General features: G+C 69.0%; 16 protein-coding genes. 9 read left to right on the top strand and 7 right to left on the bottom strand.

What is annotated here, in order from left to right:
- Positions 1 to 69: 69 nt before the first annotated feature.
- Together OPF83_RS16170 and OPF83_RS16165 are read right to left on the bottom strand one after the other, a co-directional pair.
- Entirely contained in the window at positions 70 to 1,182 is a 1,113-nt protein-coding gene (locus OPF83_RS16170) for an NDP-sugar synthase (protein ID WP_264888658.1), read from the bottom strand.
- Positions 1,183 to 1,269: 87 nt separating this feature from the next.
- Positions 1,270 to 2,148, bottom strand: a complete 879-nt coding sequence (locus OPF83_RS16165; RefSeq protein ID WP_264888657.1) for a glycosyltransferase family 2 protein — start codon at positions 2,146 to 2,148, stop codon at positions 1,270 to 1,272.
- A 129-nt stretch (positions 2,149 to 2,277) separates the two neighbouring features.
- On the opposite strand from OPF83_RS16165, the gene OPF83_RS16160 reads away from it, so the two are divergent.
- Both OPF83_RS16160 and OPF83_RS16155 read left to right on the top strand, forming a co-directional pair.
- The gene (locus OPF83_RS16160) at positions 2,278 to 3,876 is read left to right on the top strand and encodes an LCP family protein (protein WP_264888656.1); all 1,599 of its coding nucleotides are present in this window, start codon (positions 2,278 to 2,280) and stop codon (positions 3,874 to 3,876) included.
- Positions 3,877 to 3,895: 19 nt separating this feature from the next.
- Entirely contained in the window at positions 3,896 to 4,582 is a 687-nt protein-coding gene (locus OPF83_RS16155; RefSeq protein ID WP_264888655.1) for a TIGR03089 family protein, read from the top strand.
- Positions 4,583 to 4,729: 147 nt separating this feature from the next.
- Here the strand turns inward: OPF83_RS16155 and OPF83_RS16150 are convergent, their stop codons facing one another.
- The 5 genes from OPF83_RS16150 to OPF83_RS16130 all read right to left on the bottom strand — a co-directional run bounded on the left by OPF83_RS16150 (position 4,730) and on the right by OPF83_RS16130 (position 9,567).
- The gene (locus OPF83_RS16150; protein ID WP_264888654.1) at positions 4,730 to 5,899 is read right to left on the bottom strand and encodes an acyl-CoA dehydrogenase family protein; all 1,170 of its coding nucleotides are present in this window, start codon (positions 5,897 to 5,899) and stop codon (positions 4,730 to 4,732) included.
- Between the two features lie 314 nt (positions 5,900 to 6,213).
- Entirely contained in the window at positions 6,214 to 6,726 is a 513-nt protein-coding gene (purE, locus tag OPF83_RS16145; protein WP_264888653.1) for a 5-(carboxyamino)imidazole ribonucleotide mutase, read from the bottom strand.
- Between the two features lie 68 nt (positions 6,727 to 6,794).
- Positions 6,795 to 8,081, bottom strand: coding sequence for a 5-(carboxyamino)imidazole ribonucleotide synthase (locus OPF83_RS16140; protein WP_264888651.1), 1,287 nt, complete (start codon positions 8,079 to 8,081; stop codon positions 6,795 to 6,797).
- Between the two features lie 22 nt (positions 8,082 to 8,103).
- Complete coding sequence (locus OPF83_RS16135) at positions 8,104 to 8,667, bottom strand: PH domain-containing protein (RefSeq protein ID WP_264888649.1); 564 nt, start codon at positions 8,665 to 8,667, stop codon at positions 8,104 to 8,106.
- A gap of 3 nt (positions 8,668 to 8,670) precedes the next feature.
- Positions 8,671 to 9,567 carry a biotin--[acetyl-CoA-carboxylase] ligase gene (locus tag OPF83_RS16130; RefSeq protein WP_264888647.1) on the bottom strand — a complete coding sequence of 299 codons (897 nt, stop codon included), beginning with the start codon at positions 9,565 to 9,567 and terminating at the stop codon, positions 8,671 to 8,673.
- Positions 9,568 to 9,792: 225 nt separating this feature from the next.
- Here OPF83_RS16130 and OPF83_RS16125 point away from each other — a divergent pair, with 225 nt between their 5' ends.
- The 7 genes from OPF83_RS16125 to OPF83_RS16095 all read left to right on the top strand — a co-directional run.
- The gene (locus OPF83_RS16125) at positions 9,793 to 11,442 is read left to right on the top strand and encodes an acyl-CoA carboxylase subunit beta (RefSeq protein WP_264888646.1); all 1,650 of its coding nucleotides are present in this window, start codon (positions 9,793 to 9,795) and stop codon (positions 11,440 to 11,442) included.
- Positions 11,439 to 11,711, top strand: coding sequence for an acyl-CoA carboxylase subunit epsilon (locus tag OPF83_RS16120; RefSeq protein WP_264888645.1), 273 nt, complete (start codon positions 11,439 to 11,441; stop codon positions 11,709 to 11,711). The genes OPF83_RS16125 and OPF83_RS16120 overlap by 4 nt, the downstream gene beginning before the upstream one ends.
- 456 nt (positions 11,712 to 12,167) lie before the next feature.
- Complete coding sequence (locus OPF83_RS17570) at positions 12,168 to 12,341, top strand: AraC family ligand binding domain-containing protein (protein ID WP_375546285.1); 174 nt, start codon at positions 12,168 to 12,170, stop codon at positions 12,339 to 12,341.
- 74 nt (positions 12,342 to 12,415) lie between these two features.
- Complete coding sequence (locus tag OPF83_RS16110) at positions 12,416 to 13,129, top strand: nucleoside triphosphate pyrophosphatase (RefSeq protein WP_264888642.1); 714 nt, start codon at positions 12,416 to 12,418, stop codon at positions 13,127 to 13,129.
- Between the two features lie 165 nt (positions 13,130 to 13,294).
- Positions 13,295 to 15,082, top strand: coding sequence for an acetyl/propionyl/methylcrotonyl-CoA carboxylase subunit alpha (locus OPF83_RS16105; protein WP_264888641.1), 1,788 nt, complete (start codon positions 13,295 to 13,297; stop codon positions 15,080 to 15,082).
- A gap of 362 nt (positions 15,083 to 15,444) precedes the next feature.
- Entirely contained in the window at positions 15,445 to 16,110 is a 666-nt protein-coding gene (locus tag OPF83_RS16100) for a DUF3558 family protein (protein WP_264888640.1), read from the top strand.
- On the top strand, positions 16,107 to 16,965 hold an 859-nt coding region (locus OPF83_RS16095), incomplete at its 3' end, for a hypothetical protein (RefSeq protein ID WP_264888638.1). The genes OPF83_RS16100 and OPF83_RS16095, both read left to right, overlap by 4 nt.

Genomic DNA, 16,965 nt, shown 5'->3' with positions numbered 1-16,965 from the left:
CGCCGTGGACTCCGCGCACTGTTCCGGGCACCGTGGCCCGCGCGCCCGATCCAGCGCGCCGCGCGTCAGCTAGATGTCGGTCGAGTAGCGGATGCCGCCGTCGGGGATCTCCACGCCCGGCCACACCCGGGCACCACGCAGCAGCTCGCAGCGGGCACCCACCACGGCCCCGTCGCCGATCACGCCGTCGCGCACCAGCGCGCGGTGGCCGATCTGCGCGCCGAAGCCGATGATCGAGCGTTCGACGGTCGCGCCGGCCTCGATCTTGGCGCCGTCGAACACCACGGCCCCGTCCAGCCGGGCCCCGGCACCGATCTCGGCTCCGCGGCCCACCACGGTGCCGCCGACGAGCACGGCGCCCGCCCCGACACCGGCGCCCTCGTGGACGAGCGCCTCGCCCTCGTGACCGGCGAGCGCCGGCGACGGCGCGATTCCGCGGACCAGGTCCGAGGAGCCGCGCACGAAATCCTCCGGGGTGCCCATGTCGCGCCAGTAGGCCGAGTCGACGAAGCCGTACACGCGCTTGCCCTCCGCGAGCAGGTCCGGGAACGTCTCGCGCTCCACCGAGACCGGGACGCCCTCCGGGATCTGTTCGATGATCTCGCGACGGAAGACGTAGCACCCGGCGTTGATCTGATCGGTCGGCGGATCCTGGGTCTTTTCGAGGAACTCCAGGACGCGGCCGTCGTCGTCGGTGGTGACGCAACCGAACGCCCGCGGATCCGAGACGCGGACGAGATGCATGGTCAGGTCCGCGTCCTTGCGGTGATGCAAGTCGAGGATCTGACGCAGGTCGGTGCCGCCCAGGACATCGCCGTTGAACACCATCACGGTGGACGCGGTGACCTCGCTCAGGACGTTGCGGATGCCGCCGCCCGTGCCGAGCGGCTCGGTCTCCACGACGTAGCTGATCTGGAGGTCCAGGTCCGACCCGTCACCGAAGTACTCCTCGAACACCTCCGCCTTGAACGAGGTCCCCAGGACGACCTTCCGGATGCCGGCCGCGCGGATCCGGGACAGCAGGTGCGTGAGGAACGGCAGTCCCGCGGTGGGCAACATCGGCTTGGGCGCCGAGATGGTCAGGGGCCGTAGCCGCGTTCCCTTGCCACCGACCAGCACCACCGCCTCGGTGTCCGCGAGGAGGTCGTCGTCCGCGGCACCGGAGAAATTCGTCGAGGTCACGTCTTAGCTCCCACTGATGAGATGGTCCGGGAGCCGCGGCAGCGCGTCTCCGGCGGACCGGTGATCGAAGGTCGTGCGTCCACCCGGCTAGCGCAGTGCGCGCTCGGCCGCCCGGATCGCGAGGCGGCACCGCAGTTCGAGCCCCGCCCTGAGGCCCCAGCGTATCGGCGCCTGCCACCTGTGTGGGTGCCGGTCCGCCTGGAACAGGTAGGCACTCCGGTGATGGGCGCGGAGGGTGAACTCCGGGACGGTCTTGGCGGCGTGTCCCTGGTCGTGGTGGATGACCGACGACGGCACGAACACGTTCTGCCAGCCTGACCTGCCCAGCCGGTCCCCCAGGTCGACGTCCTCGAGGTACATGAAGTAGCGCTCGTCGAAACCGTCGAGGGCGTCGAAGGCCGACCGGCGCAGGAGCAGACACGAGCCCGACAGCCAACCGGCCGAACGCTCCGAGTCCATGTCGTGGTCGTCGAGATACCGCGCCGTCCACGGGTTCGACGGCCACACCGGACCGAGCACGGCGTGACCGATGCCGGCACCGAGCCGTGGCACCGACCGCGCCGACGGGTACACCGAACCGTCGGTCTCCTCGATCCGTGGACCGAACGCGGCACCACGCGGCCACCGCTGTGCCGCGGCGAGCAGCTCGTCCACGGAACCGGGCTCGAAGGTCACATCCGGATTGACGACGAGCACGAATTCCTGGTCGAACTCGTCGCCGCGTCGGGCGATCTCCGTCACTGCACGGTTGATCGCGGTCCCGTAACCCAGGTTCCCCCCGGTCGGGAAGAACTCCGCGAAATCGCACTCCGCGGCCACGGCCTCGGGCACTCCGTCTCGTGAGCCGTTGTCGGCCATCACCAGCCCGACCGGCCGCGATGTGGCCATGGGCAGCGTCTCCACGAGGGCCCGGAGGTGATTTCCGGGAGAGTAGGTCACCGTCACTACTGGTAGTCGGCTCGTCACCCGAATCACCATACGACCCGCGGATCCGATTCCGACGCCCGGCGCGCTGCGCGGTAACGTGGGGAAATCGAACCGCCGACCACTCGCGGCGCGCAGTCGAAGAACAACCGACGAGGACAAGGACGGTGGATGAGCGCCGAGCAGCCAGCGACGCCCCGCCGCGCCCCCAGCCGGGCGCAGGGCCGACGGCACGCCACGCCTTCCGGAGGTCTCCCCGCACGCGCCGGACGGATCGTGGTCTCGATCATCGCCGTGCTCTGCCTGGTAGTCACAGGGATCGCCTGGTCGGTGTTCAACGGTCTGAACTCCGACCTGTCCTCCGCTGACGGTCTCGACGTGGGCTCCGGCGGTCTCGACGGCGCCGTGGACATCCTCCTGGTGGGGACGGACAACCGCACCGACGCCCAGGGCAACCCGCTGAGCCAGGAGGAGCTCGCCACCATCCGCACCGGGGAGGACGACGGCGAGAACACCGACACGATCTTGCTGATCCGCGTCCCCGAGGACGGCAGCTCTGCCACCGCGATCTCCATCCCGCGCGACGTCTACGTGGAGTCCAGCACGATCGGCGGCAGCAAGATCAACGGCGTCTACGCGGCCCACAAGGAGGCCTCGCTCGCGAAGGCGGCCGAGGCCAGTCCCGACGGGTCGCTCTCCGAGGAGGACCAGCAACGCGCGGTCCAGGCCGGCCGCAACGGTCTCATCGACGCGATGGAGGACCTCACCGGAGTGCGCGCGGACCACTACGCCGAGATCGGCCTGCTGGGCTTCATCCTCATGACCGACGCCGTCGGCGGCGTCTCCGTCTGCCTCAACAACGACGTCGACGAGCCGCTGTCCGGCGCGAACTTCCACGCCGGTGTCCAGACGATCTCCGGATCCGACGCCCTGAGTTTCGTGCGTCAACGCCACGACCTCCCCGCCGGCGACCTCGACCGGATCGTCCGCCAGCAGGCCTTCATGTCCCAGCTGGTCAAGAAGACCCTGTCCGCCGGAACTCTGACCGACCCGACCAAGCTCAGTAAGCTGGTCGAGGCGGCCCGACGCTCATTCGTCATCGACGAGAACTGGGATTTTGTGGACTTCGCCCTCAAGCTGAAGGACATCTCCGGCGGCAACGTCAGCTTCGAGACCATCCCGGTCACGAGCATCGACTCCTACACCGAGTGGGGCGAGTCCATCGTCACCGCAGATCCGGAGGCCGTGAGCGAGTTCGTCGCCGGATTCGCCAGCGGTGCCGACGACGCGCCAGCCGCCGATGGTGCCGAGGGGTCCGGCGATGCAGGAGCCGAGGCCCCGACTGATCCCGGAGCCCCGGGCGCAGTGGATCCCGCGGAGGTGACCGTCTCGGTGGTCAACACCACCGAGATCGACGGTCTGGCCGCCCGGGTGTCCAGCGCACTGTCCGAGCTCGGCTACATCCAGGGCGACCTGCTCAACGATCAGGCCGCCGCCTACACCTCACACGTGGCCGCACCGTCCGCCGGCGACGCCGCGGCATTCGCCGTCTCCGACGCCCTCGGCGGACTGCCCGTCCAGGTCGACCCCGCCGTCGCCCCGGGCACCGTTCGCGTGGTCCTGGCAGCCGACTACAGCGGCCCCGAGGGCGAGGCCACCGGCATCGAGGTGGCCTCCCCCGCCACCACCACGTACGCACCGCTGCCCGAGTCGATCGCCAACCGGCCCACCTTCGACGCGGGCGGCACCGACGTCCCCTGCGTCAACTGACAGCCCGGAGGCACCCGACGTGAAGACCGCAGCAGACACCGTGCTCTCGCCGCTTTTGGCCGCTGACCCCGGGGCGCCGATGATCACCCATTACGACCAGACGATGCCGTCCCGCATCGAACTGTCGGTGACCTCCACTGCGAACTGGGCCGCCAAGATCGCCGGCCTGCTGCGGGACGAACTCGGGATCATGCCGGGCGACGTGGTGGTCTGTGACCTCCCCGCCCACTGGCTCACGGCGGGGGTCCTGCTCGGGGCTTGGTGGGCCGGAGCCGAGATCAGCACGGAGGACGTGGACGACGCCGTCGTCGTCGTCACCACCCCCGACAGCCTCGACGACCATCCCGCCGATGTCGAGACCCTCCTCATGACCACCGATCCGATGGGTCGGCCGCTCGCGGCGGCCGGCGTCGAGGTCCCGCCCGGCGTCACCGATCTCGCCGAGGCCTGCCGGATCCACCCCGATGCGTTCGTCCCCTCCGGAGGCGGAGCGCTGGCGCTGGACGGCGCTGCGCTCGCCGACCTCGCCGACCCGGAACTCTCCGGACGCGTGCTAGTCCCCGGCCTCCGACGCGACGACGTGGTGCCGGTCCTGGCGCGTGTGTTCGCCTCCGGCGGGACCGCCGTGCTCGTGACCGGCGCAGACCGCTCGGACCCCGCCGTGGCCGACATCGCGGCGACGGAGCGCACGACCGTCACCCTCTGAAACACCAAAATCCGCTACTCCGCCTCGGGATCCGCTACCACTGTGGGGGTAGCGGATCCGCAGGCGGAGTAGCGGATCCGGGAGGCTGGCGCGGGGGCGGGGCCTCGCACGGCGCGGGCCCCACGCAAACGCGTCAGCGCGTGAGGGTCAGCTCAGAACCTGGCGGGCCATGACCATGCGGCAGACCTGGTTGGTGCCCTCGTAGATCTGGGTGATCTTGGCGTCACGCATCATGCGCTCGACCGGGAAGTCACGGGTGTAGCCGGCGCCGCCGAAGAGCTGCACGGCGTTGGTGGTGACCTCCATGGCGACATCCGAGGCGAACGTCTTGGACGCGGCGGCCATGAAGCCGAGCTTCTCGCCACCGGGCGCGGTGCCCCGCTCGGCGTTGGCGGCGGCGGTGTAGACCATCAGGCGCGCGGCCTGCACCTTCATCGCCATGTCGGCCAGCATGAACTGGGTGTTCTGGAAGTCGGAGATCGACTTGCCGAACTGCTTGCGCTCCTTGGTGTAGGCGATCGCGGCGTCCAGCGCGCCCTGGGCGATGCCGACGGCCTGCGCGCCGATGGTCGGGCGCGTGTGGTCGAGCGTCTGCAGGGCGGTCTTGAAGCCGGTGCCCGGCGCGCCGATGATGCGGTCGCCCGGGATGCGGACGTTCTCGAAGTACAGCTCCGCGGTGGGCGAGCCCTTGATGCCGAGCTTCTTCTCGGTCTTGGAGACGCCGAAGCCCTCGTCCTCGGCGTTGACGATGAAGGCCGAGATGCCGTTGGCGCCCTTGTCCGGGTCGGTCACTGCCATGACGGTGTACCAGGTGGACTTGCCGCCGTTCGTGATCCACGCCTTGGAACCGTTGAGGATCCAGTCGTCGCCGTCGGCCTTCGCGCGGGTGCGCATCGCGCCGGCGTCCGAGCCCGCCTCGCGCTCCGACAGGGCGTACGAGGCCATCTTGCCCGCGGCGATCTCAGGCAGGACCTGCTTCTTCAGCTCGTCGTCACCGGCCAGGATGAGGCCCATCGTGCCGAGCTTGTTCACAGCCGGGATCAGCGAGGAAGAGCCACAGACGCGGGCGACCTCCTCGATCACGATGCAGGCCGCGACCGAATCCGCGCCCTGGCCGTCGTACTCCTCCGGCACGTGCACGGCGTTGAATCCCGAGGCGTTGAGCGCGTCGAGCGCCTCCTGCGGGAAGCGCTCCTCCTCGTCGACGTCCGCGGCGTGGGGCTCGATCTCCTTCTCCGCGAGCGCACGGATGGCTGCGCGCAGCTCCTCGTGCTCCTCCGCCGGGCGGTACAGGTCGAAGTCTGGGTTGGCGGACATGTGCGGGCCTCCATGAGGGATTCGTCGGTAGCTCTTCGCGCGGGGCGCTGTCCCCGGGACGACTGCCGGTGTCCGCATCAGGCGGTCACGCCGACATCGCCGGGTGTTTCCGGGCTGCACCCGAACAGTCAGGTTACCAGCGACTAACCCGATTCCTCCGACGAGGGAACGAGCATATTCCGTATCGCGGAAATCATGACGTGTCAGTCACGTGAGGCGCCGGTCGCGTGAGGCCCGGTTCAGCCGAGTATGCGGGTGCGCGGGTCAACCGAGCATGCGGGTGCGCAGGTCAACCGAGCAGTCGCATGCGCAGTTCAGCCGAGCAGCGTGTTGCGCAGCGCCTCGTCCTTGCGCTCGACCATCGCCTCGAGCTCCGACTGGAACGCCTCCATCCGCTGCTGCAGCGCCGGGTCGGAGGCGCCGAGAATACGCACGGCCAGCAGGCCGGCGTTGCGGGCCCCGCCGATCGACACCGTCGCCACCGGCACGCCCGCCGGCATCTGCACGATCGATAGGAGCGAGTCCATGCCGTCGAGGTACTTCAGCGGGACCGGGACGCCGATGACAGGCAGCGGGGTGGCCGAGGCGACCATCCCCGGCAGGTGGGCCGCTCCCCCGGCCCCGGCGATGATCACGCGAACACCGCGCCCGGCGGCCGAGCGCGCGTAGTCGAGCATCTTCTGCGGCGTGCGGTGAGCCGAGACGACCCCCACCTCGAAGGGGATCCCGAACTCGGCGAGCGCCTCCGCGGCCGCCTCCATGGTGGGCCAGTCGGAATCGCTGCCCATGATCAGACCGACCTGCGGCCCGCCCTGTTGCGCGGTCATATCGTCGCCTCTCGTCTCGGCACTCGTGATGGATTCAGCGGCTGGTTCCGCTCAACGGCTGGTCCCGCTCAACGGTGGAAGTCCGCGACCGCGGCCCCCGTATGGGGGTCCCAGCCGTCCGCCCAGACCCCGTGGGAAAGCCAGTGGGCGGCGAGTTCCGCCACCGCGCGGACCGCCCCGACCTGATCCGCGTCGTCCGGGTCCACGCCCGGGTCGCTGAGGACGTTGACGTGACCGATCTTGCGGCCGGGCCGCTCGGACTTTCCGTAGAGGTGGACCTTCGCGTGCGGGAAGCGTGCGGCGAGGTGGTGGACCCGCTCGTCCATGCTCATCTCCGGCGTCTCGGGGGCGCCGAGAACGTTCGCCATCACCGTGACGGGGGCGACGGGGACGGTGGAGCCGAGCGGGTAGTCGAGCACTGCCCGCAGGTGCTGCTCGAACTGGCTGGTCATGGCGCCGTCCATGGTCCAGTGACCGGAGTTGTGGGGGCGCATCGCGAGCTCGTTGACCAGCACGCCGGGCCGCCCGTCGGTGCCGATGACCTCGAACAGTTCCACCGCCATCACGCCGGTGACGTCCAGGTGCTGGGCCAGCTTCAGCGCGGTGGCCTGGACGGCGGACCGCAGGTCGTCCGGCAGCCCGGTGGCGGGCGCGATCGCCACGGCGCAGATGCCTTCCCGCTGCACGGTCTCCACGACCGGCCACACGGCGCCCTGCCCGAACGGTGACCGCGCCACCATGGCGGACAGCTCGCGGGTCCACGGGACCTTGGCCTCGGCCATCATCGGCACTCCGGCCTCGAGTTGCTCGGCAGCGATCCGCTCCGCCTCCTCGAGTGAGTCGGGCATCCACACCCCCTTGCCGTCGTACCCACCGCGGGCCGACTTGAGGACGATCTGTCCCTGCTGCTCAGCGTGGAAGCGACGCACGTCCTCGAGCGAGTCGATGCCCGTGAACGCGGGCACGGGCGCGCCGATCTCGGCCAGCGCGCGCCGCATGACGAGCTTGTCCTGGGCGTGGATCAGGGCGGAGGCGCGGGGCCGCACGGCGATCCCGTCGGCTTCGAGTTCGAGCAGGATCTCCGGCGGGACGTGCTCGTGGTCAAAGGTCATCACGTCGGCGCCCTCGGCGGCGGCGCGGACCGCGGCCGGGTCGTCATGGGCACCGATCACCGCGTCGGGCGTCACCTGCGCGGCTGGATCCTGTGGATCCGCGGCGAGCACGCGCAGGGTCTGGCCGAGGGCCACGGCGGACTGATGGGTCATGCGGGCCAGCTGCCCGCCGCCGATCATCGCCACGACGGGGGTACCGAGCGGATTACGGCGGATGCGCGAGTCGTCGTTCACGTCGTTCATGGTCTCACGTTCACCGGGGTCGTCACCGCCGCCCCGGGAGGCCCCAGCGGAACCGGGGTGCGGGAGCCAGTGGTGTGGGCGGTGGCGGCGGCGGGAGCCGCAGCAGTTCGTCGTAGACTGCGGCGTGCACGCGGGCCACCTCCGGCACGTGGTCGATCTCCACGGGCGGCAGGTGTCCCAGCTCGAGGATGAGGCATCCGGTCCCGAGCGCCCGGTCACTGATGGTGTGCCGGAACCGGACGGCGCTGATGCGGCGCAGTGGCACGTCGACGCAGCGCCGGGACGAGCCGGCGGGTCGGTACAGCACGCGTTCGTCGGTGACGATGAGGTCGGTGCGGGCCCACCGTAGGGCCGGCCAGACCGCCAGCCGCAGGAGGACGAGCAGGGTCAGGACCGCGACCATGGTCCATGTCGCGGTGCGGTCGGCGGCGTGCACGACCTGGACCTCGATGAACCCTCCGGCGATCCCGGCCAGTCCGGAGGCGACGAGTCCCACCAGCGCGGGACGGATGAGTTGCCGCCAGTGCGGATGGGTGTGGACGATCAGCGTCTCCCCCGGCACCAGGACCGAACGGACGAAGGCCACGTCTCACCCGCCCCACTGACCGCCGGCGCCACGAACGTGGGTGACGTCCCCCGCCGCGACGGCGAACTCGCCGCCGGAGTCGGTGTCGGTGTGGTGTGGGACGACGACGAGGCGCCCCTCCCTGTCGACCCGAACCGCCCGACCGGTCCGCACGTCCTCCCCGGGCAGCACTACCCGCACGTCCGACCCGAGGGTCGAGCACGCCTGTGTATAGGTCTCCATGAGCTCGTCCGAGACGGAGGAGCCGCTGCCCTTCTCGCACTCGCGCCACTGCTGGTGACGACGTGCCAACGCCTCGAGGACGCGCTGCGCCACCACGTCACGGTCGAACGGCACGCCGGCGATCGCCAGCGAGGTGGCGTGCGGCACCGGCAACTGTTCCTCGGTGAGCGAGACGTTGATGCCCACCCCCACGACGATCGCCGGGAGCCTGACCTGGAAGTCCCCGGCGGCCGGGACCGAGGTCATCTCCGCGAGGATCCCCGAGATCTTCCGCCCCTCCACCAGGACGTCATTGGGCCATTTGAGAGTGGCGTCCACCCCCGTGGCCTCGCGCAGACCGTCCCGTACGGCGAGTCCGGTCATGAGCGGCAGCCACCCGAACAGCGTCGGCGTGACGTCGCCGGGACGTAGCAGGACACTCACCGCCACCTGCGTGCGTGGCGGCGCCGTCCACGCCCTGCCCAGGCGTCCACGCCCCGAGGCCTGGTACTCGGCGAGCAGCACGCTGCGGTCGGGGGCGCCGTCCGCCGCGCGCGCGAGCAGCTCGGCGTTCGTGGAGCCGATCTCCTCGACCACGTCGAGTGCGGTGTACGGAGCATCGGCACGGTCGACCAGCGCGTGACGGAGCGCGGGGGCGTCCAGTCTGGGCGGAATCTCGGTACCGGGGTCTGCGTGCACGCCCTCCAATGTAGGGTGCGGCTCCGACACTGCGCGGCCATGGCCACTCTCACATGCGATTTCGCCACCGATTCCACCTCCTGTCGACCCTGTCGTCGACGCCGGATCCGGATTCGGGTGGCCTCGGCCGTGCCCGGGGCCGCGGGGGCGACGGGGCGACCGGACGGGGGATTACCGCAGGGTCACATCGCCATGAACGACACCGAGTCGATAGAGTCTTGCAACATGACGACTGCCTCAGAAACGGACGTGAGCGCCGACGTCCCTTCGGACTCCGCGACCCCCGACATCCACACCACCGCCGGGAAGCTGTCCGAGTTGCGGCGACGCCTCGACGAGGCCCGGGCCCCGATGGGGCAGGCTGCGATCGACAAGACCCACGACAAGGGCCTGATGACGGCCCGCGAGCGCATCGAGAATCTGCTCGATGACGGCTCTTTCGTCGAGATCGACGCGCTGGCCCGGCACCGCGCCACCACGTTCGGCCTGGCCGAGCGTCGCCCGCTGGGTGACGGCGTGATCACCGGCTACGGCACCATCGACGGCCGCAGCGTCTGCGTCTTCTCGCAAGACGCCACCGTCTTCGGCGGCTCGCTCGGCGAGGTCTACGGCGAGAAGATCGTCAAGGTCATGGACCTGGCCCTCAAGACCGGCCGTCCGATGATCGGCATCAACCACGGTGCCGGTGCCCGCATCCAGGAGGGCGTCGTCTCGCTCGGCCTGTACGGCGAGATCTTCCACCGCAACGTCCTGTCGTCCGGCGTCATCCCGCAGATCTCCCTGATCATGGGCCCGTCCGCCGGCGGCCACGTCTACTCCCCCGCGCTCACCGACTTCACCGTGATGGTCGACAAGACCTCACAGATGTTCGTGACCGGCCCGGACGTCATCAAGACGGTCACCGGCGAGGAGGTGACGCAGGAGGAGCTCGGCGGCGCCACGACCCACATGACAAAGTCCGGCGTCTCCCATTACACCGCCGCCGACGAGCAGGACGCCCTGGAGTACGTCCAGGACCTACTGTCCTACCTCCCGAGCAACAACCGGGCCGAGGCGCCGCGCCTGCCGTTCCCGATCGCAGAGGGCGCGATCGAGGACAACCTCACGCCCGAGGACCTCGAACTCGACACGATCATCCCGGACTCCTCGAACAGCCCGTACGACATGCACGAGGTCATCCGACACATCGTCGATGACGAGGAGTTCCTCGAGGTCCAGGGCCAGTACGCGATGAACGTCATCGTCGGCTTCGGCCGCGTCGAGGGCCGCAGCGTCGGCATCGTCGCCAACCAGCCCACGCAGTTCGCCGGCTGCCTCGACATCAAGGCCTCCGAGAAGGCCGCGCGCTTCGTCCGCACCTGCGACGCCTTCAACATCCCGATCCTCACCCTGGTCGACGTCCCGGGCTTCCTGCCGGGCACGGACCAGGAGTTCAACGGCATCATCCGCCGCGGCGCCAAGCTGCTCTACGCCTACGGCGAGGCGACTGTCGGCAAGGTCACCATCATCACCCGCAAGGCCTACGGCGGGGCGTACGACGTCATGGGCTCCAAGCACATGGGCGCGGACATCAACCTCGCGTGGCCCACCGCCGAGATCGCGGTCATGGGCGCCTCGGGTGCCGTCGGGTTCGTCTACCGCCCGCAGCTCAAGGAGGCCGCTGCCAACGGCGAGGACGTCGACGCGCTGCGCCTGAAGCTGCAGGCCGAGTACGAGGACACCCTCGTCAACCCGTACGTCGCCGCCGAGCGCGGGTACGTGGACGCGGTCATCCCGCCGTCGCACACCCGCCTCCAGGTGGCCCAGGCGCTGCGCCTGCTCGACCGCAAGGTCGTCGAGGTGCCCGCCAAGAAGCACGGGAACATTCCGCTATGAGCCTCGGAGCACAGGACAGCGCCAAGGCGAGCGAGTCGGTGGAGGCCCCCGCGAAGCAGGAGAAGCCGCTGTTCGAGATCGTCAGCGGCAACCCCTCTCCCGTCGAGGTGGGCATCCTCTCGGCGGTCATCGCGACCGCCCAGGGCAACGCCGCCCATGCGACCGGGGACCCCTACGCGATCAAGGACGACTGGGGCTCCTATGAGGACCGCCTACGCTCGCCGTTCGGCTACAACCCGAGCTCGTTCCTTAACCGCCGGCAGTACTGACCGCGATACCGGTCCGACCGCAACACAGGGCTGACAAAGGCGCCAGCGTGACCCCGACACAAGGCTGACCGCTCGGCGATCTCGCGGCCCACCACGACGACCCCGGACTCCCGCCTCAGGGAGACCGGGGTCGTCGCCTTGTGTCCTCCGTCGTTGGACCCGCCCAGGATATCGGTAGGCTGGGACGCACCACCGTCCCTCGAGGAGCACGCGTTGAGCAGCGACGACACGAACTCCGGCCGCGACCTCGCCGCCGAGGACCGCGAGCACGGTCGCAAAGCCGGCACGGACGAGGGGGTCGCCTCGCACCACACGGACGTGATCGGACGGGTCGAGCCGAGGGCGAAGGGTCCGGGCGCGTCGATCGTGCACGAGGACGAGACCACCAAGATCGTGGCGTTCGAGTTCGCCGAGGGCCAGGTGCTCCCCGACCACGCCGCGTTCCATCCTGTCCTCATCCAGATCCTGCGCGGCAGCGTCGACTTCGGACTCCCCGACCGCACGATCAGACTGCAACCCGGCGAGATCCTGCACCTGACCCCACAGTTGCGGCACTCGGTCACGGCCCTCGAGCCCACCACGCTCACGGTCACGATGCTGCTGCCACGCCCTGACGCCGCAACCGCCTGAGTCGCCGCACACCCGGACTCCGCCACGGTCTGAGTCCGCGCCGTCGCCGGGGCGTGGTGGCTACGCTTGGCACCATGATCACCTTCGTCCTGGCCTCTGCGTCCCCGTCCCGTCAGCGGATCCTCGAACAGGCCGGGGTCGATCCGGTCATCCGCCCCTCCCGCGTCGACGAGGACGCCGTCCAGGCGAGCCTGCCCGCCGGCACTCCCCACGTCCGCGTGGTCGAGGAACTGGCCCGCGCCAAGGCGTCCGAGGTCATGGAGCGAGAAGGAGCCGCGCTCGCGGCCGAGGCTCGCGCCGCGGGGTCCGACACCCTCGTCGTCGTCGGATGTGACTCGATGCTGCTGGTCGACGGCCAACTCGAGGGCAAGCCGCACACCTACGAACGGGCGATGGAACGCTGGCGCCGCATGCGCGGCCGCCACGGGGTGCTGCTCACTGGGCACGCGATGATCGTCGCCGACCTCGGTGGTGGTGACGGTTCGCGAAGTGACGGTTCGGGAGGTGACGACGACGTCGTCGTCCCCCATACCGCCGCGGACACCTCCGACACCACGGTGCACTTCGGTGCGCCCACCGATGCCGACCTCGACGTCTACCTCCGTACCGGGGAGCCCCTCGAGTGCGCCGGCGCGTTCACGATCGAGTCGCTCGGCGGGTGGTTCATCGACCGCATCGAAGGGGACCCGTCGAGTGTCATAGGACTCAGTCTCCCGCTCCTCCGGAGGCTCCTCCACGACGCCGGGTTACACGCGTTCCAATTGTGGCGTCCCGAGCTTCGACCGTGAACCGCAGGTCAGAGTGGGTCGACCACAACTGCCCTGCCCCCATCGGCTCACCCATCGACCCCCAAGACAACACATGAGGGGTGCCTCTCATTAGACTGCCAAGAAGTTCGGTGGGCCCATCGGGGACACCGTCGTTTTAAGACGTCCATCACCAGGAGGCCCTGAGTGCCCAGTCATGCCAGCTCTCATATCACGAAGGTCCTCGTCGCCAACCGCGGCGAGATCGCCGTTCGTGTGATCCGTGCGGCGAAGGACGCCGGCCTGACCAGCGTGGCCGTGTACGCCGAGCCCGATGCCGACGCACTGTTCGTCAAGCTGGCGGATGAGGCATTCGCGCTGGGCGGAACCACGTCCGCCGAGTCGTACCTCGTGTTCGACAAGATCCTCGACGCCGCCGCCAAGTCCGGCGCCGACGCCATCCACCCCGGCTACGGCTTCCTCTCGGAGAATGCCGACTTCGCGCAGGCCGTCATCGACGCCGGCCTCATCTGGATCGGGCCCCCGCCGCAGGCCATCCGCGACCTGGGTGACAAGGTCACCGCCCGCCACATCGCCGAGCGTGCCGAGGCCCCCATGGCCGCCGGCACCAAGGACCCGGTCAAGGACGCCGACGAGGTCGTGGCCTTCGCCGAGAAGTACGGCCTGCCGATCGCCATCAAGGCCGCCTTCGGTGGCGGTGGCCGCGGCATGAAGGTCGCCCACAAGATGGAGGAGGTCGCCGAGCTCTTCGAGTCGGCCACCCGTGAGGCCGTCGCCGCGTTCGGTCGCGGAGAGTGCTTCGTCGAGCAGTACCTCGACAAGGCCCGCCACGTCGAGGCCCAGGTCCTGGCCGACCAGCACGGAAACGTGATCGTCGCCGGCACCCGCGACTGCACGTTGCAGCGCCGCTTCCAGAAGCTCGTCGAGGAGGCCCCCGCGCCGTTCCTCACCGATGAGCAGCGCAACCGCATCCACGAGTCCGCCAAGCGGATCTGCAAGGAGGCCGGCTACTACGGCGCCGGCACCGTGGAGTACATGGTCCAGGGCGACACCATCTCGTTCCTCGAGGTCAACACCCGCCTGCAGGTCGAGCACCCGGTCACCGAGGAGACCGCCAAGATCGACCTGGTCCTCCAGCAGTTCAAGATCGCCGAGGGCGAGGTGCTCGAGTTCACCGAGGACCCCGAGCCGCAGGGCGTCGCCTTCGAGTTCCGTATCAACGGCGAGGACGCCGGCCGTGGCTTCCTGCCCGCCCCCGGCACCATCACCGGCTACAAAGAGCCGAGCGGCCCCGGTGTCCGCATGGACTCCGGCGTCGAGGAGGGCGACACCATCGGCGGCCAGTTCGACTCGATGCTCGCCAAGCTCATCGTGTGGGGCTCCGACCGCGACCAGGCGCTCGCCCGCTCGGCCCGCGCCCTGGCCGAGTACAAGGTCGAGGGCTTGGCCACCGTCATCCCGTTCCACCAGCGCATCGTCACCAATCCGGCGTTCGTCGGCGACGACAACGGCTTCGACGTCTACACCAAGTGGATCGAGGAGGAGTGGGACAACCCGATCGAGCCCTGGACCCCGACCGGTTCCCCGGCTGACGACGACGAGCCCGTCGAGCGCAAGAAGGTCGTCGTCGAGGTCGACGGCCGTCGCGTCGAGGTCTCGCTGCCCGGCGATCTCGCATTCGGTGGCTCGCACAACGGCGGAACCGTCCGCCGCAAGGCCAAGTCCCGCACCCGTGGTGGCGCCGCCGGTGCCGCTGCGTCCGGCGATGCCGTGTCGGCGCCCATGCAGGGCACCGTCGTCAAGGTCGCGGTCGAGGAGGGCCAGGAGGTCAAGGCCGGCGATCTGGTCGCCGTGCTCGAGGCCATGAAGATGGAGAACCCGGTCACCGCGCACAAGGACGGTGTCGTCACCGACCTCGCCGTGGACGCCGGCGCCGCCGTGACCCAGGGCGCCGTGCTCTGCGAGATCAAGTAAGCCTCGCACTACCTCCCTGAGCCCCGGCTCCCCTGCTCCTCGGCTCTCCCGAGATCCGCTACTCTGCCTGCGGATTCGCTACCCCCAGAGTGGTAGCGGATGCCGGGTGCGGGTAGCGGATTTCGTGGTTTACGGGGCCACCCCGGGCCCGGCTGCGGTCGGGGCGGCCGGTCGGTCGGTGCTGTCTGTGCTGCCAGTGCAGTCCCTGCCGCACTGTCCCTGCCACACGCGGCCCTTTCAGCAGTTGAGATCCGCCACCCGTGAGATCCTCCTCCCGGATTCCGGGTGGCGGATCTCTGCATTTCCTGGCTTCGGGTTCATGTCGATCACCACTCTGGTGGCCTGACCTGCAGAATCAACCCATGGCGGAAATGGGTGGGATCAAGGGGAACCGCGTGCGGCGCTGGGACGTCGTAAAGGTTGTGGGGAAAAGCAGAGCAGTAGGAGCCGCCTTGGCTGCGGCAGTACTCGTCCTGTCCGGGTGCGGGACGCGCGACGGTGAGGACACGACGACGGCGGCGACCGCGTCTTCCGCCACCGAGCAGTCAGGCAGTCCGTGGGACCTGCCCCTCGAGCAGCGACCGGCCCTGTTCAATCCGTGCACCGAGATTCCGATCGCAGCGATCGAGCAAGGACTCGGCGGGCCGGTGACGCCTGTGGATGCTTTCGAAAATCACCGCCCTGGAGATCTCATGTCCTGCGGCTGGAGGGCAGAAGAGGCCGATTTAACAGTTCTTTCGACCTGGAAGTCGCGTGAGGAATATCGCACTGACCGGTCTTTTGACGTCGTCAGTGCCCAGGAGGAGCTCAATGGACGCGTGGGAATGAGACTCTTGGACGCTATCGGAGATCCGGACAGATCATGCCTTCAGCTCTTCTTCACTGAACGCGGTACTGCCTGGGTTCAAGTCCACTTGACCAATCCGTACAAAGAACTTGACGGTCAACGACTCCCCAATGCCTGTGTAGTAATCGACCAATTTAGCCAGCCAATAATGGAGTATCTACCGAAAGGCGACTTCCAATGACTGTCGTACTTGAGCCCGAGGCCTCGGCTCTGTGTTCCCAGGCATGTCAACGGTTCGCCAGCGCAATCAGCGACCTTCGTCAAACTGATAGCCTCTTCGAACAGCGTTCCAGTGCATCCACCTTTCCCACGGCGCGCCAATTAGGCGCTGTCTATGGCCTCTTCACTGGTGAGGACCTTAATACGCTCCTTTCGGGGTTTGTCGACCAGGCAATGGCAATGTTGATGCTTTTCGATGCTGCTGGTGGGTTGATCGAGGCCCAGGATGAGGCGTTGGCTGGGGCGTTGTCGAAAGCGGCAGCTGAGCCTGCCGGGCTGCAGAGTGTGGGTCTGATCCACGGCTCGGGGCCTGATGGGTTCATTCTTGACGACGAGTGCGTGATGGGTGGGTACGGACGGGTCGGTCCGGAAGACGTATCGGCGTCGCCGTTGGAGTACATCGCCCAGTGCTCGGAGGCGTTGCAGCCGCAGCAGTATCTGGATATCCAAACGAAGGCCACCTCAGTCGCCGACAGTCTCGAAGATGCTGCGACCACGCTGCAAGGCGAACTCGGCGCGGTCCTGGGTCACGGCTGGCAGGGCGAATTCGCCGAGAACGCGCAGTACTCCGTCCGTGGGCTGGTCCAGTCGGCGCACAGTCTGTCGGGGGCGTTGCGGCAGGTCGCCGACAAGGCCGCCAGCGCCCACAACGGATTCGAAGCCACCCGCACCACCATCGCCGAGTACGCCGCGCAAGGTCAGGCCGCAACGACGCGGGCGAGTATGGCGGGCCTGGTCCACGGCCCGGCCGACGGTGGAGCGGCTGCTGCTTCCGCCCGTGCTGCGGCGCAGCGTCAGGCAGCTGAGGAGCAGGCGA

It is taken from the genome of Dietzia sp. NCCP-2495 (assembly GCF_026011735.1).
Taxonomy (GTDB): Bacteria; Actinomycetota; Actinomycetes; order Mycobacteriales; family Mycobacteriaceae; genus Dietzia.
The sequence above is the reverse complement of the archived record's forward strand: the minus strand, read 5'-3'. Positions and strand labels throughout refer to the sequence as shown.

Excerpts from the sequence above, each read along its gene's own strand:
- OPF83_RS16140 (WP_264888651.1), bottom strand. The coding sequence starts at position 8,081 with ATGAACGACGTGAACGACGACTCGCGCATCCGCCGTAATCCGCTCGGT.
- OPF83_RS16160 (WP_264888656.1), top strand. The coding sequence starts at position 2,278 with ATGAGCGCCGAGCAGCCAGCGACGCCCCGCCGCGCCCCCAGCCGGGCG.
- purE (WP_264888653.1), bottom strand. The coding sequence starts at position 6,726 with ATGACCGCGCAACAGGGCGGGCCGCAGGTCGGTCTGATCATGGGCAGC.
- OPF83_RS16120 (WP_264888645.1), top strand. The coding sequence starts at position 11,439 with ATGAGCCTCGGAGCACAGGACAGCGCCAAGGCGAGCGAGTCGGTGGAG.
- OPF83_RS16150 (WP_264888654.1), bottom strand. The coding sequence starts at position 5,899 with ATGTCCGCCAACCCAGACTTCGACCTGTACCGCCCGGCGGAGGAGCAC.
- OPF83_RS16110 (WP_264888642.1), top strand. The coding sequence starts at position 12,416 with ATGATCACCTTCGTCCTGGCCTCTGCGTCCCCGTCCCGTCAGCGGATC.
- OPF83_RS16100 (WP_264888640.1), top strand. The coding sequence starts at position 15,445 with ATGGCGGAAATGGGTGGGATCAAGGGGAACCGCGTGCGGCGCTGGGAC.
- OPF83_RS16125 (WP_264888646.1), top strand. The coding sequence starts at position 9,793 with ATGACGACTGCCTCAGAAACGGACGTGAGCGCCGACGTCCCTTCGGAC.